The organism is Pseudomonas sp. PS02302, from assembly GCF_029959585.1.
GTDB classification, from domain to species: domain Bacteria; phylum Pseudomonadota; class Gammaproteobacteria; order Pseudomonadales; family Pseudomonadaceae; genus Chryseomonas; species Chryseomonas aestiva.
In genome coordinates this window covers 14,541-29,624 of record NZ_JASCON010000068.1, presented here as the reverse complement: position 1 = coordinate 29,624, position 15,084 = coordinate 14,541, and the positions used below count along the sequence as shown (strand labels likewise).

Here is a 15,084-nt window from a genome sequence, read left to right as displayed (position 1 = left end):
CCGGTCGCCACCTCCAGTGCCGCCCTGCTCACCGGCGGCGCGCCGCCGCCACCCGCCCGCGGCAAGCCCGCCGCCAATTTCGGCCAGGGCCAGCTGCGCCTGCCCAACGCCAGCATGGCCTGCCTGATCAAGGCCATCAGCATCAAGGAGGCCCTGCTGGTGGTCCGCCGTGGCGACCCGCTGCCGCAGATCCTGGAAACCGCCGTGCTCGACCTGGAGCAGGGTGAAGACGGTGGCGACGTGGCGCGCCTCAATGGCTACCTGCATTCCCTCAGCGCGGTGGAAGCGACCCCGGCCAGCGAGTGGGTGCAGGTCAACTTCCGCTTCATCGACCGTGACCCGGCCAAGCTCGACTACCTGTCGCGACTGATCGCCAAGGGCACCGCCCAGCGGCACTACGTGCCGGGCGCCTAGGGCAGGGCGGCGCGATGCAAAGGCTGGCACGGAGACTGCTTCGCACTGCGACACCGCGGATTTCTGACGCCTTGCCCATGCCCCTTGCCTGTCGCCTGCTGCTGCTGTCGCTCGCCCTTTCGGGTCCCGCCCTGGCGGCGCCCATCTACAAGTACGTGGATGGCAACGGCGTGGTCACCTATACCGACAAGGCGCAGAAGGGCGCCAAGGTGATGACCTTCAGTGACGACCCCATCGAGCGGCTCGACCAGCGGGTCAAGCTGCAGCCGCGGCGCTATGCCGGCGGCACGGTACTGGAGGTGCGCAACGACAGCTTCCTGCCGGTGACCGTCACCCTGCGCCTCTCGGCGCTGCAGAATGTCAGCGGGGTGGGCGAGGCGCCCATCCGCAAGGTCCTGCCGGCGCGCAGCCTGACGCGCCTGGCGACCCTGATCGCGCCCGATCCGGGCCGTCCGCAACGCTATACCCCGCAGCTCACCACCCTGATGGGCAGTGCCACCCCGGTCTTCGCCTCCGGTTTCGCCTATCCGCTGCCCTGGCTGGGCGGTCCCTTCAACGTCAGCCAGGGCGCCGGCGGTGGTTTCAGCCACAACACGCCCAAGAGTCGCTATGCGGTGGACATCGCCATGCCCGAGGGCACGCCCATCGTGGTCTCGCGCGCCGGTCAGGTGGTGGAGGTGGAGAACGACCAGGATGGGCGCGGCAATCACCCCTCCGGCAACTTCGTCCGTATCCTCCACGACGACGGCACCATGAGCGTCTACCTGCACCTGCAGCGCGGTTCGATCAAGGTCGCCGAAGGCCAGTGGGTGCGCCCGGGTCAGGCGCTGGCGTCGTCGGGCAACACCGGGCGCAGCACCGGGCCGCACCTGCACTTCGTGGTCCAGCGCAACACCGGCGAGGCGGTCGAATCCATTCCCTTCCGCTTCGCCCAGGCGGTGGACAGCCTGCCGAACTTCGCCGTCGGCGGGCCTTGAGCGCCTGTTCACAGGCTGCTGCGCGTCGGCCAAACGGCGTTGAAAAGCCCCTGGAAGGCCAGCCCGCCTGGGCGACTCCGTCGCAATGCTGATTGACCATCGGTAAACCCGAGCGCGGGGCCGATCCGTTTCCCCAGGGCTTTTCGTGGGGCCGCCCAGGCCTTGTTTGGCTCTAGCTCGCGAGCCTTTGAGCAGGCTCTTACCCCTGTCCCGTTTCAGCCCTGGGCGTCGAGGTATTCGCTCGGCGAGACGCCCAGTACCCGGCGAAACATCCGGGTAAAGGCCGAGGGCGAGGCATAGCCCAGGTCCAGGGCCACCCGGGTGACCGGCTCGCCGGCGGCCAGTCGCGGCAGGGCCAGCATCAGCCGGGTGTGCTGGCGCCAGGTGGAAAAGCTGGTGCCGGTTTCCTTGAGAAACAGCCGCGCCAGACTGCGCGAGCAGAGGTGCAGCTGCTGCGCCCAGGTCGCCAGTGCCGTGTCGTCGGCGGGATCGGCGTGCAGACTGGTCTGGATGGCCCGCAGGCGCCGGTCGGCCAGCGCCGGCAGGTGCAGGGCGGTCTCTTCGAGAAACACCAGTTCCGCCAGCATCAGCGCCCGTACGTGGCTGCCCAGCTCGGCCTCGCCGTAGGAAGCGCCGCCGCGTCTCAGGCAGCGCAACAATTCGCGCAGCAGCGGCGAGATGAGCACCATGCGGGTGGCCGCCTGGGGACAGGGCAGGCCGCTCGGCAATTCGATGATCACCACCTGCAGGGTGGCCTCGCCATTGGCCCGCGCCTGGTGCTCGATGCGCGGCGGGATCCAGATCGCCTGCTTGGGCGGTACGTACCAGACCCCTTCGTGGGTGGTGACCTCCAGCACGCCGTTGACCGTGTACATCAGGTGCGCCTGATCGTGCACATGCGGCGGCCACACCTGGCCATGGGCGAAGGTGCTGAGCTGGGACACCAGGGGACCGGCAGGCGGGATGGGGGCATCCGCCACCACGCTCCGCGCTCGGTCGATTGTCTGTTCCTGCATAACAGCTGTCCGTTTCAGTTGGGCCGGGTACAGGTGCCAGGGCCTAACCTGCAGCACTATGGCCGGAGCATCGGGCGCGCCCAGGGGTGACCCCTCTGCACGCCGCAAACCTGCCTCTCGCGGGAGTGTCGCACAGAACACCCGCCGCTTGGCTGACCTGCCTGAACCATCAGGCCTGTATTTGAACTACCGTCCGATCGGTGGCAGCGTGGCACAGGGATTTGAGTGCCACGCTTTTTTATTTGCGTCGATGCTTTGCCAGCGGCTTCACAAAGCCGGGGTTTGGCCATCGCCCACCCGGCACGGCTTTGTTAGGTTCTGTCCTTGCCCATCATGGTGGCCCTATGCCATGGAACGACGCCTGACCGCCCTGATCTCCTGCCTGACCCTCGCCCTGGCCATGCCCGCCCTCGCGCCGGCTGCCGAAAAGGCGACCCTGACCAAGACCTCCGCCAAGAGCCCGGCCCGCAAGGGGCAGGTCAAGCTCAAGGTGCGCAATGCCAGCGAAGGCCGCATCTTCGAGGTTCGCAACGATTTCGACGTACCCGTGCGGGTCGAGCTGCGCCTGCAGCGCACCGTCAACGTGGCCGGTGCCGAGCGCCCGATCCGCCAGGTCATCGAGCCGCGCTCCACGGTGCAGCTGGCGGTGGTCCGCAAGCGCCAGCAGGGCTTTCCCATGCACTTCGAACAGGCCTTCAGCTACAGTCCGCAGCTGCCGGTCGGCACCCTGCCGCCGCTGGCGACGGATGTCGCGGGTGCTGCCGACAACGGCATCGGCTATGGTTACGCCTGGCCCTGGCGCCAGGGTGTCTACTACGTGACCCAGGGCGCGGGCGGCGATTTCAGTCACCACACGCCCAAGGGCCGCTATGCCGTGGACATCGCCATGCCCGAAGGCACGCCGATCAGCGCCGCCCGGGCCGGCACGGTGATCGACGTCGAAAACGGCCAGTTCGGCCATGGTCCCAACCCCTCCGGCAACTTCGTGCGCATCGCCCACGAGGACGGCAGCCAGAGCGCCTACCTGCACCTGCGCCGCGGTTCGGTCAAGGTGCGACCCGGCGAGCGGGTGGAGATCGGCACGCCCCTGGCGGAGTCGGGCAACACCGGTCGCAGCACCGGTCCCCACCTGCATTTCGTCGTCCAGGCCCACACGGGCGGTGAAATGGTCTCCATTCCCTTCCGTTTCGTGCGGCCGCTGGCGGCCCTGCCCAACATGGCGCTGGGCGACCGCTGAGTCCGCGCCTAAGGGCGTTCCAGACCGGCTGACGCCACCGGGCCCATCCAGGGCCCAGGCCCGCTGTCGCCGGTAGAAATCCCTTGGCAGGAACAGGCCTAGTGGCGTTATGCTATCACCACGCTATTTCCTCCAAGGCGCGGGCTCTACCGCGGCCTTTCCTTCCTTCAGGCTACGGATGCCGCCCCATGAAAGGATTCCTGGCCGCCCTGTGCGCCGGTGGGCGCAAGCGGGCTTTGCACCTGCTGGTCCTGCTGCTGATCGCCCTCGACGGCCAGGCGCAGGTGCTGCGGCTCGACGATCCGGCGCGCAGCTACGATCCCCGCCCGGCACTGGAGATTCTCAAGGCGCCCGCCAGTCTGACCTTTGCCGAGGCCGCCGCGCGCCCAAGCGGTGGCGAGGACGGCTGGCATGCGCCCGATGAGCTGGAAATGCTGCTCCATGACGGTCGCCAGGGCCTCTGGCTGCGCTTCGCCATCCAGGGCCGCGACGACCAGGCCTGGTGGCTGATTCCGACCTGGCCGGTGCTGGATCGCCTGGACCTGCGCACCCGCGCTGCCGATGGTCGCTGGAGTTCGCTGCAGCGCAGCGGCCTGGCGCTGCCGGCGACGCAACGGGCGCTGCCCGGGCGCCAGCTGATGTTCGCCCTGGCGCCGACGGCGGGCGCCGTGGAGGAGGTCTACCTGCGGCTGGATTCGCGGGAGACCTTCGTCCTGCCGCTGCGCCTGGTGACCCCGGCCACCTATCTGCGCGAGGCCCAGCAGGATGCCTGGCTGGTCGGCAGCTTCTTTGGCTGCCTGATCACCATCCTGCTGCTGACCCTCACGCTGTGGGGTTTCGGCCGCCGCTCGGGCTTTGGCTGGTACGCCCTCTATCTGCTCAGCGTCATCGGCTATCAGGCGGTCACCAGCGGCTATGGCGCCTGGCAACTCTGGCCGGAGAGCCCGGCCTTCGCCCTGCGCGCGCACCTGGCCTTCGCCGCCCTGTGCTTTCTGAGTGGCGGATTGTTCGTGCGCTATCTGCTCAGTCTCTATCACGGCGGTCGCTGGATCGATTTCGGCAATCGCCTGCTGATCGGCTACTGGAATGTGGCGCTGGTCGTCACGCTGATCTGGCCGGACCTGCTGAGCTTCCAGGAAATGCTCGGCATGATGGCGCTGAGTTGCCTGGGCCTGCTGGGCACCACCACCTACCTGGCGCTGCGCGGCAGCCGCATGGCGCTGTGGTTCAGCGCCGCCTGGGCCCTGCTGTTGCTGGGCAGCGCCATCCAGCTGCTGGCTGTGGCCGGCTGGCTGGCCGCGGACAGTCTGGCCTTCCATGGGCAGATGGCCGGTTTCGCCCTGGGCTTCGTGATGCTGTCGCTGGGGCTTACCGAGGGCCTGAGTCTGCAGCGGCGGGCGCGAATCGAGGCCCAACGACAGGCCCTGGAAGCCTCCACCGCCCTGGCCCGGGAGCGCGAGGCCTCCTTTGTCGAGCTGGAATTGCGGGTGGCGCTGCGCACCGTCGAGTTGCAGCAGGCCAAGGCCTCCCTGGAACGACTGAATCGCGAACTGCTGCACCAGAGCCAGACCGATCCCCTGACCGGACTCGGCAACCGCCGGTATTTCGAGCGACTCTTCCAGCAGGAGATCCGCCGCGCCATCCGTGCCGGACTGCCACTGGCGGTGCTGCTGGTGGACATCGACCACTTCAAGGCGGTCAACGACACCCATGGCCACACCCTGGGCGACGAATGCCTGAGGTGTGTGGCCGAGGTGTTGCGCCAGCACGTCCAGCGGGCGGGGGAGGTGGCGGCGCGCTATGGCGGCGAGGAATTCGTCATCGCCCTGCCCGGGAGCGACCAGGTCGCGGCCCGGACGCTGGCGGAGCGCATCCGCAAGGACGTGGCGGCGTTGGAATTGCAGACTGAGCACGGACGCCTGCGGCCGTCGATCAGCATCGGGGTCGCGGTGACCGTGCCGAGCAATCTCGAACACGGCCTGGGGCTCCTGGAAGACGCCGATCGGGCGCTCTACACGGCCAAGCGTGGCGGGCGCAATCGTGTCTGCCTGAGCGATAACCTGCCGGCGCTGGGCAGCGGACGCGGCTGAGGCCGCGCGCCCTCAGCGCTCTTCCGGTGGACGCCGGCGGACGTCCTTAGGATCCAGCTTGATGACCTTGGCCAGGACGATCTTGGGGCCCTTCATCTTCTTGACGATGATGCGCAGCCCTTCGGCCTCCAGCACCGTCTCCTCTTCCGGAACGCGCTTCAGGCTGTCGTAGATCAGCCCGGCCAGGGTCTCGGCCTCGACGTGATCCAGGTCGATGCCCAGCAGCCGCTCGACCTTGAACAGCGGGGTGTCGCCACGCACCAGCAGCTTGCCCGGCTGGTAGGCGACCACGCCGCGCTCGGTCTTGCGGTGTTCGTCCTGGATGTCGCCCACCAGCACCTCGAGCACGTCTTCCATGGTCAGGAAGCCGATGACCTTGTGGTCGGCTTCCTCCACCAGCACGAAGTGCGCGCCGCCGCGGCGGAACTGCTCCAGCAGGTCGGACAGCGGCATGTGCTTGGTCACCCGCTCCAGCGGATGCACCAGGTCGTCGAGATCGAAGGAGGCGGCTTCACTGTCCAGGCCGGCGATGGCCAGGAGCAGGTCCTTGATGTGCAGCACCCCGGTAAAGGTCTGGCTGTCTTCGTCATAGACCGGGTAGCGGCTGTACTTGGAGCGGCGGATCTGGGTGAGGATCTCGTCCAGGCTGGCCTTGCTGTCCAGGTAGATGAGGTCTTCGCGGGAATTGGCCCAGTCCACCACCTCCAGCTCGCCCAGCTCCACCGCCGAGGCCAGCACCCGGGCGTCCGGGTCGGTGGCACGGTTGGAGTGCAGGATCAGCTTGAGTTCGTCGCGGCTGTAGTGGTGCTCGTGGTGCGCGCCCGGCTCGCCCTGGCCGGCGATGCGCAGGATGCCGTTGGCGCTGGCGTTGAGCAGCCAGATGGCCGGGTACATCAGCCAGTAGAACAGGTACAGCGGCACCGCCGTCCACAGCGAGAGCAGGTCGGGCTTGCGGATCGCCCAGGACTTGGGCGCCAGCTCGCCGACCACGATGTGCAGGTAGGAGATGATGAAGAACGCCGAGAAGAAGGCGATGCCGTGGATCACCTCGGGGCTGCTGACGCCGACGGCGCCGAGCAGGGGTTCGAGCAATTCGGCGAAGGCCGGCTCGCCGACCCAGCCCAGGCCCAGGGAGGCCAGGGTGATGCCGAGCTGGCAGGCGGAGAGGTAGGCGTCGAGCTGGTTGTGCACCTTCTTGAGGATGCGCCCGCGCCAGCCATGCTTCTTGGCGATGGCTTCCACGCGGGTGGCGCGCAGCTTGACCATGGCGAACTCGGCGGCGACGAAGAAGCCGTTGAGCAGCACGAGGAAGAAGGCGAAGAATACGAGGCCGAGATCGGCGAACAACGTCGAGGCGAGACTGGTGGAAGGGTCCATTAGGGCCGAGAGCTGCAGAAAGGTCGGCTAAGCATGGGGGCGGGGCAGGGCAGTTGCAAGATGTTGCGCCCGCTGGAGGGACGGGGCGCACCCTGGGCTGACGGACAGTGGCTCTGGCGCCGATGTTTGCCGGCGGGCCTTTTTCGCTAGGTCCAGCCTTCCAGACGCATGGTGGCCCGCACCAGGCGCTGCTCTTCCTGCTCGATCTCGCGCAAGCTGTCCCTCACGCTGTGGATGTGCTCGCGGGCGGCGGCATGGGCTTCGTCGGGCAGGCGCTGGCTCACGGCGGCATAGAGGCGGGCATGCTGGGCGTCGATTTCGCGGCGCTGCGGTGGCCGATGATAGAGATTGGCGATGCAGGCGAACACCGAGCCCAGCAGCAACTCGTTGAGCGATTGCAGGGTGTGCACCAGCACCGGGTTGTGCGAGGCCTCGCTGATCGCCAGGTGGAAGGCGTGGTCGAGGCGGGCGTGGGTTTCCGCCGGCAGGCTGGCCGGGTCCTGGCAGGCGGCGCACAGCTCGTCGTAGCGGCGGCCGATGAGCACCAGGTCGGCGGTGGTGGCGCGCAGCGCGGCCAGGCGAGCGGCTTCGCCTTCCAGCAGGGCGCGGACTTCCAGCAGGTCATAGAGGGTGCGCGGCTGGCTGCTGAACAGGTGCAGCAGTGGATTCTCCGCCGCCGGCGCCGCCAGGCGGGCGACGAAGCTGCCCTGGCCGTGGCGGGTCTCGATGATGCCGCGGGCGCGCAGCAGCCCCAGGCCCTCGCGCAGGGCGGTACGGGAGACGCCGAGCTTGTCGCACAGGCGCCGCTCGGAGGGCAGCGGCTGGCCGACCTTGAGCACCCCGTCCACCACCAGCCGTTCGATCTGCTGGCTGACGTTCTCGGCAACGGGAAGGCGGGCGACAGGTGCGGACATAAGGATTTCCTGCTGGTATGACCACGAGGTTCCATCCTAGTGAGCCACCGGCGGGAATTGCCGTCAAGCAGGCTGAAACCTGCTACTCCTTTGGTCGAAGAGGGCGTAAAAACTGGTATGACCAGTGCGCTGGGTCATGGACGCCCTGGTTGCAGTCGGGGTACAACAAAGCCTTTCCAGCCAGAACAACAACAATGGCGGTTACCCGATGAGCCTGGTCTACGACGAACGTCTCGACGGCGCCTTGCCCCGCCCGGACAAGGCGCAACTGCTGCAGCGGTTGCGTGCCGAACTGCCCGAGCACTGCCTGCTGCACGACAGGGAAGACCTCAAACCCTATGAGTGCGATGGCCTCGCGGCCTATCGCACCACGCCGCTGCTGGTGGTGCTGCCGGAAACGGTGGAGCAGGTGCAGGCGACCCTGCGCCTCTGCCATGAGCTGAACGTGCCCCTGGTGGCGCGCGGTGCCGGCACCGGTCTCTCCGGCGGCGCCCTGCCACTGGAGCAGGGCGTGCTGCTGGTGATGGCGCGCTTCAATCGCATCCTCGACGTGGACCCCGATGGCCGCCGTGCCCGGGTCCAGCCCGGGGTGCGCAACCTGGCCATCTCCCAGGCCGCGGCGCCCCACGACCTCTACTACGCCCCCGATCCCTCGTCGCAGATCGCCTGTTCCATCGGCGGCAACGTGGCCGAGAACGCCGGCGGCGTGCACTGCCTGAAATACGGCCTGACCGTGCACAACGTGCTGGCGGTGGAGGTCGTCACCCTGGAGGGCGAGCGCCTGACCCTGGGCAGCGCCGCCCTGGACAGTCCCGGCTTCGACCTGCTGGCCCTGTTCACCGGCTCCGAGGGCCTGCTCGGGGTGGTGGTGGAGGTGACCGTCAAGCTCCTGCCCAAGCCGCCCTGTGCCCGGGTGGTGATGGCCAGCTTCGCCGACATCGAGCGCGCCGGGGCGGCGGTGGCCGACATCATCGCCGCCGGCATCATCCCCGGCGGCCTGGAGATGATGGACAACCTGACCTTAAGAGCCGCCGAGGACTTCATCCACGCCGGCTACCCGGTGGACGCCGCGGCCATCCTGCTCTGCGAGCTGGACGGGGTGGAAGCCGACGTGGCCGCCGACATCGAGCGCGTCAGCAGCCTGCTGGCGGCCGCCGGCGCCACCGAGATCCGCCTGGCCCGCGACGAGGCCGAGCGGCAGAAATTCTGGGCGGGACGCAAGAACGCCTTTCCCGCGGTGGGGCGGCTGTCGCCCGACTACTACTGCATGGACGGCACCATCCCGCGCCGCGCCCTGCCCGAGGTCCTGCGTGGCATCGAGGCGCTGTCGGCGGAATACGGCCTGGCGGTGGGCAATGTCTTCCACGCCGGCGACGGCAACCTGCATCCGCTGATCCTCTTCGATGCCAATAGGCCCGGCGAGCTGGAGCAGGCCGAGGCCCTGGGCGGGCGCATCCTCGACCTCTGCGTGGCGGTGGGCGGCACCATCACCGGCGAACACGGCGTGGGTCGGGAAAAGATCAATGCCATGTGCACCCAGTTCCAGTCCGGCGAACTGCTCTTCTTCCACGCGGTGAAGGCCGCCTTCGACGCTCCCGGGCTGCTCAATCCCGGCAAGAACGTGCCGACCCTGCAGCGCTGCGCCGAATTCGGTGGCCTGCACGTGCATCGTGGCCAGCTGCCCCACCCCGAACTGGAGCGCTTCTGATGGACAGCCTGGAACTGCTCCTCGACCAGGTCCGCGAGGCCCTGGTCCGTCGCCAGCCGCTGCGCATCCATGGCGGCGACACCAAGGCCCACCTGGGGCGTGCCGTTGAGGGCGAGCCGCTGGACGTCAGTGGCCACCGCGGTCTGGTGCACTACGACCCCACCGAGCTGGTGGCCACGGTCCGTACCGGCACGCCGCTGGCCGAACTCAATGCCGCCCTGGCCGAGCGGGGGCAGATGCTGCCCTGCGAGCCGCCACGGCTGGGGGAGGGCGCCACGGTCGGTGGCACCCTGGCCTGCGGCCTCTCCGGTCCGCGCCGGCCCTGGGCCGGCAGCCTGCGGGATTTCGTCCTGGGCACCCGCTTGATCACCGGCACCGGCGAGCACCTGAGATTTGGTGGCGAGGTGATGAAGAATGTCGCCGGCTACGACGTCTCCCGGCTGCTGGCCGGTAGCCAGGGTTGCCTGGGGGTGATCACCGAGGTGTCCTTCAAGGTGCTGCCCCGGCCGCGTTGCAGCCAGAGTCTGAGCCTGGAGCTGGACGCCGCGCGCGCCCTGCAGCGCCTGGCCGTCTGGGGCCGCGAAGCCCTGCCGATCTCGGCGGCCTGCCATGACGGGCAGCGGCTGCAGCTGCGCCTGGAGGGCGGCGAGGGCTCGGTGCGCTCGGCTGTCGATCGCCTGGGCGGTGAAGCCCTGGGCGAGACGTTCTGGGACGCGCTCAACGAACAGCGGCTGGCCTTCTTCGACGACCCCAGGCCGCTGTGGCGGCTGTCGGTACCGGTCAATACCCCGCTGCTGGAGCTGCCCGGCAGCCTCTTGCTGGACTGGGGCGGTGCCCAGTACTGGCTCAAGAGCGATGCCCCGGCCACGGTCCTGCGCGAGATCGCCGAGCGTGCCGGTGGCCATGCGCTGTGCTACACGCCGGACGTCGAGCGCGAGGCCCAGCATCCGCTGCCCGCCGCGCTGCTCGACTATCACCGCCGCCTCAAGGCGCGCCTGGACCCCCAGGGGATCTTCAATCCGGGTCGGCTGTACGCCGGGCTGTAGGGGAAAGACGTCATGCAAACCAATCTGAGTCCCGCCGCCCGTGAACTGCCCCGCGCCGCCGATGCCGAGCGGGTGCTGCGCAGCTGCGTGCACTGCGGCTTCTGCAACGCCACCTGCCCGACCTACCAGTTGCTCGGCGACGAGCTGGACGGGCCGCGTGGGCGCATCTATCTGATCAAGGGCATGCTCGAAGGCGGCGAGGTCAGCGAGAAGACCCGCGAACACCTCGACCGCTGCCTGACCTGCCGCAACTGCGAGACCACCTGTCCCTCGGGCGTCTCCTACCACGAATTGCTCGACATCGGCCGTGCCGAGGTGGAGCGCCGAGTGCCGCGGCCGCTGGGCCAGCGCCTGCTGCGCGCCGGGCTGCGCCAGGTGCTGCCGCAGCCCTGGCTGTTCGGCGCCCTGCTGAAAGGTGGCCAGGCGCTGAAGCCGCTGCTGCCAGCCGGCGTCCAGGCCAAGCTGCCGGCGCGCATCGCCGCCCCGGGCGTACGCCCGGCACCGCGCCATGCCCGGCGCATGCTGATCCTCGAAGGCTGCGTGCAGCCGGGGCTGTCGCCCAATACCAATGCCGCCACCGCGCGGGTGCTGGATCGCCTCGGCATCAGCCTGGACACCGCGCCCCGCGCCGGTTGCTGTGGCGCGGTGGACTATCACCTCAATGCCCAGGAAGCCGGCCTCGATCGCGCCCGGCGCAATATCGATGCCTGGTGGCCAGCGCTGCAGGGCGGCGCCGAAGCCATCATCCAGACCGCCAGCGGCTGCGGCGCCTTCGTCAAGGAGTACGCCAGCCTGCTCAAGGACGACCCGGCCTATGCCGCCAAGGCGCGGGAAGTCTCGGCGCGCACCCGTGACCTGGTGGAGGTGCTGCGCGAGCTGCCGCTGGAAGAGCTGCAGCTGCAGGACACCCCGCGGCTGGCCTTCCATTGCCCCTGCACCCTGCAGCACGCCCAGCGCCTCGGTGGCGCCGTGGAAGGCGTCCTGCAGCGCCTCGGCTTTCCGCTGGCGCCGGTGCCGGACGGTCACCTCTGCTGCGGTTCGGCCGGCACCTATTCGCTGACCCAGCCGGACTTGTCGCGGCGGCTGCGTGACGCCAAGCTCGATGCCCTGGAGAGTGGTCATCCCGAGGTGATCGCCACCGCCAACATCGGTTGCCAGAGCCATCTCGACGGCGCCGGGCGCACCCCGGTGCGCCACTGGATCGAAATCCTCGACGCGGCCCTGGCCGCTCCGACCCAACCCTGAACCCTGGAGGCCCCATGAACACCAAAGCCGTGCTCACCCTTGCCGAGATCAACACGCTGCTGGCCGCCGGTCGCGCCGAAGCCGAACGCCAGGGCTGGGCCGTGTGCATCGCCGTGGCCGATGACGGCGGCCATCCGCTGGCATTGTTGCGCCTCGACGGCGCCGCGCCCAACAGCGCCTACATCGCCCCGGAAAAGGCCCGCAGCGCCGCCCTGGCACGCAAGGAGTCCAAGGTGCTGGAAGAGATGATCAACAACGGCCGCACCGCCTTTCTCAGCGCTCCGCTGATGCAGGGCATGCTCGAAGGCGGGGTACCCATCCTGGTGGACGGCCAGGTGGTGGGCGCGGTTGGCGTCTCCGGCGTCAAGGCCCCGGAAGATGCGCAGGTCGCCAAGGCCGCCATCGCGGCACTGGGTTAACCCTCTCTCGACAGTTTCGTTATCAAGGAAAGCCATCATGACCGACCGCACTACCTTGGGCCGCCTGCAGGTGGCCACCGAACTGCAGCGTTTCATCGACGAGGAAGTGCTGCCCGGCACCGGGCTCGACACCGCCGCCTTCTGGTCGGGCGTGGACACCCTGGTGCACGAGCTGGCGCCGCGCAATCGCGAACTGCTGGCCGAGCGTGATCGCCTGCAGGTGGAGCTGGACACCTGGCACAGCGCCCATCCCGGCCCGGTCACCGATCTGCCCGCCTACCAGGCCTTCCTCGAAGGCATCGGCTATCTGCAACCGGTCCCCGGCCAGGTGCAGGCCTCGACCTCCGGCGTCGACCACGAGATCGCCGAGCAGGCCGGTCCGCAGCTGGTGGTGCCGGTGCTCAACGCCCGCTACGCCCTGAACGCCGCCAACGCGCGCTGGGGTTCGCTGTACGACGCCCTCTATGGCACCGACGCCCTGCCCGAGAGCGAGGGCGCCGAGCGCGGCAAGGGCTACAACCCCACCCGCGGCGCCAAGGTGGTGGCCTTCGCCCGCCAGGTGCTGGACGGCGTGGCGCCCCTGGCCAGTGGCTCGCACAAGGACGCCACCGCCTACCGCATCCAGGACGGTCGCCTGGTGGTGGATCTCAGGAGCGGCACCAGCGAACTGGCCGATCCGGCTGTCTTCGTCGGCTACCAGGGCGATGCCGCGGCGCCGTCCGCGGTGCTGTTGCGCCATAACGGCCTGCACCTGGAGATCCAGATCGACCGCACCAGCACCATCGGCAAGACCGACGCCGCCGGGGTCAAGGACCTGCTCATGGAAGCCGCGGTCAGCACCATCATGGACCTGGAAGACTCCATCGCCGCGGTGGACGCCGCCGACAAGGTCTTGGCCTATCGCAACTGGCTGGGCCTGATGAAGGGCGACCTGGCCGAGGAGGTCAGCAAGGGCGGTGAGACCTTTACCCGTCGCCTCAACCCCGATCGCGAGTACCAGGGCGCCGACGGCCAGCCGCTGAGCCTGCACGGGCGCTCGCTGCTGTTCATCCGCAACGTCGGCCACCTGATGACCAATCCGGCGGTGCTGCTGGAGGACGGTCGCGAGATCCCCGAAGGCATCCTCGACGCCCTGGTCACCGTGACCATCGCCATGCACGACCTCAAGCGCCAGGGCAACTCCCGCAGCGGCTCGGTGTACATCGTCAAACCCAAGATGCACGGCCCGGCCGAGGTGGCCTTCGCCGTGCAGCTGTTCGACCGCGTCGAGACCCTGCTGGGGCTGCCGGCCAACACCGTCAAGCTGGGCATCATGGACGAGGAGCGCCGCACCAGCGTCAACCTCAAGGCCTGCATCGCCGCCGCCGCTGCGCGGGTGGCCTTCATCAACACCGGCTTCCTCGACCGCACCGGTGACGAGATGCACACCGCCATGCTGGCCGGGCCCATGCTACGCAAGGGCGACATGAAAACCTCGAAGTGGATCACCGCCTACGAGCGCAACAACGTGCTGGTGGGCCTGGCCTGCGGCCTGCGTGGCAAGGCGCAGATCGGCAAGGGCATGTGGGCCATGCCCGATCTGATGGCGGCCATGCTGGAACAGAAGATCGGTCATCCCAAGGCCGGCGCCAACACCGCCTGGGTACCGTCGCCCACCGCCGCCGTGCTGCACGCCCTGCATTACCACCAGGTCAACGTCCAGCAGGTGCAGCAGGAGCTGGAACGCAGCGACGTCGACGCCGCCCGTGGCGAATTGCTCGCCGGGCTGCTCAGCGTGCCGGTGGCCGAGTCGCCGGACTGGTCCGCCGAAGCCATCCAGCAGGAACTGGACAACAACTGCCAGGGTATCCTCGGCTACGTGGTGCGCTGGGTCGACCAGGGCGTGGGCTGCTCCAAGGTGCCCGACATCCATGACGTCGGCCTGATGGAAGACCGCGCCACCCTGCGCATCTCCAGCCAGCATATCGCCAACTGGCTGCACCATGGCGTGGTCACGGCCGCACAGGTGGACGAGACCCTGCAGCGCATGGCCAAGGTGGTCGACGGCCAGAACGCCGGCGATGCGCTCTACGAACCCATGGCCGGCCACTTCGACAGCTCCTACGCCTACCGCGCCGCCCGCGACCTCATCTTCAAGGGCCGCGAGCAGCCCAGCGGCTACACCGAGCCGCTGCTGCACGCCTGGCGCCTGAAGAAGAAAGCCGGCGCCTGATCCGGCCGGGGCACCCGTCCGGTGCGGGCGGGTGCCGCTTGCCTAGGCAGCGGCACCGGTGGTCCTCCGACCACCGCCTCTTCCCTTGCCACTGGCGAATTTTTATACTATCGGGTCCCCCGTTCCCGGGATCATCATCGCCACGAGGAAGACCATGGCCCGCGTTACTGTCGAAGACTGCCTGGACAACGTAGACAACCGATTCGAGCTGGTCATGCTCGCCACCAAGCGCTCGCGCCAGCTGGCCACCGGCGGCAAGGAGCCCAAGGTACCGTGGGACAACGACAAGCCCACCGTCGTCGCCCTGCGCGAGATCGCCGAAGGCCTGGTCGACGAAGAGGTCATCCGTCTGGATGACATCGTCGAAGAAGAGCCGCTGTTTGCCGCTTTCGAAGTCAACGAAGAAGCGGACGGCGAGGCCCTCTAAGC

The 15,084-nt window shown here is 68.6% G+C and carries 12 protein-coding genes and 1 pseudogene; 10 read left to right on the top strand and 3 right to left on the bottom strand.

The genetic code is table 11. From position 1 onward, the window contains the following. Both QMX82_RS19540 and QMX82_RS19535 read left to right on the top strand, forming a co-directional pair. Positions 1-414 (top strand): annotated as a pseudogene (locus QMX82_RS19540) (response regulator); the annotation flags it as partial. 77 nt (positions 415-491) lie between these two features. Beyond that, on the top strand, positions 492-1,391 hold the full coding sequence (locus tag QMX82_RS19535) for a peptidoglycan DD-metalloendopeptidase family protein (protein ID WP_282286690.1): 900 nt from the start codon (positions 492-494) through the stop codon (positions 1,389-1,391). A 215-nt stretch (positions 1,392-1,606) separates the two neighbouring features. Here QMX82_RS19535 and QMX82_RS19530 read toward each other — a convergent pair whose 3' ends face one another. Then, positions 1,607-2,407, bottom strand: a complete 801-nt coding sequence (locus QMX82_RS19530; protein WP_133860365.1) for a helix-turn-helix transcriptional regulator — start codon at positions 2,405-2,407, stop codon at positions 1,607-1,609. Positions 2,408-2,756: 349 nt separating this feature from the next. Between QMX82_RS19530 and QMX82_RS19525 the strand changes: the two genes are divergently transcribed. Continuing rightward, entirely contained in the window at positions 2,757-3,644 is an 888-nt protein-coding gene (locus QMX82_RS19525; protein ID WP_282286689.1) for a M23 family metallopeptidase, read from the top strand. A gap of 188 nt (positions 3,645-3,832) precedes the next feature. Next, positions 3,833-5,734 carry a sensor domain-containing diguanylate cyclase gene (locus QMX82_RS19520; protein ID WP_208693235.1) on the top strand — a complete coding sequence of 634 codons (1,902 nt, stop codon included), beginning with the start codon at positions 3,833-3,835 and terminating at the stop codon, positions 5,732-5,734. Positions 5,735-5,746: 12 nt separating this feature from the next. On the opposite strand, the gene QMX82_RS19515 is transcribed toward QMX82_RS19520, so the two are convergent. Continuing rightward, positions 5,747-7,111, bottom strand: coding sequence for a hemolysin family protein (locus tag QMX82_RS19515; protein ID WP_133860368.1), 1,365 nt, complete (start codon positions 7,109-7,111; stop codon positions 5,747-5,749). A 146-nt stretch (positions 7,112-7,257) separates the two neighbouring features. Then, positions 7,258-8,025 carry a transcriptional regulator GlcC gene (glcC, locus tag QMX82_RS19510; RefSeq protein WP_183631932.1) on the bottom strand — a complete coding sequence of 256 codons (768 nt, stop codon included), beginning with the start codon at positions 8,023-8,025 and terminating at the stop codon, positions 7,258-7,260. A gap of 208 nt (positions 8,026-8,233) precedes the next feature. On the opposite strand from glcC, the gene glcD reads away from it, so the two are divergent. The 6 genes from glcD (at position 8,234) to rpoZ (ending at position 15,082) form a co-directional block, all read left to right on the top strand. Next, positions 8,234-9,733, top strand: coding sequence for a glycolate oxidase subunit GlcD (glcD, locus tag QMX82_RS19505; protein ID WP_208694869.1), 1,500 nt, complete (start codon positions 8,234-8,236; stop codon positions 9,731-9,733). Next, entirely contained in the window at positions 9,733-10,779 is a 1,047-nt protein-coding gene (glcE, locus tag QMX82_RS19500) for a glycolate oxidase subunit GlcE (protein ID WP_282286688.1), read from the top strand. Before glcD ends, glcE begins: the two co-directional genes overlap by 1 nt. A 12-nt stretch (positions 10,780-10,791) precedes the next feature. Continuing rightward, on the top strand, positions 10,792-12,024 hold the full coding sequence (gene glcF, locus QMX82_RS19495) for a glycolate oxidase subunit GlcF (RefSeq protein ID WP_208693231.1): 1,233 nt from the start codon (positions 10,792-10,794) through the stop codon (positions 12,022-12,024). 14 nt (positions 12,025-12,038) lie between these two features. After that, positions 12,039-12,443 (top strand): heme-binding protein, encoded by a 405-nt coding sequence (locus QMX82_RS19490; RefSeq protein WP_133860372.1) that lies wholly within the window; start codon positions 12,039-12,041, stop codon positions 12,441-12,443. A 37-nt stretch (positions 12,444-12,480) separates the two neighbouring features. After that, a complete protein-coding gene (locus QMX82_RS19485) occupies positions 12,481-14,655 on the top strand; it encodes a malate synthase G (RefSeq protein WP_282286682.1) in 2,175 nt (724 codons plus the stop codon). A 154-nt stretch (positions 14,656-14,809) separates the two neighbouring features. After that, entirely contained in the window at positions 14,810-15,082 is a 273-nt protein-coding gene (gene rpoZ, locus QMX82_RS19480; RefSeq protein WP_007161465.1) for a DNA-directed RNA polymerase subunit omega, read from the top strand. Positions 15,083-15,084 lie beyond the last annotated feature (2 nt).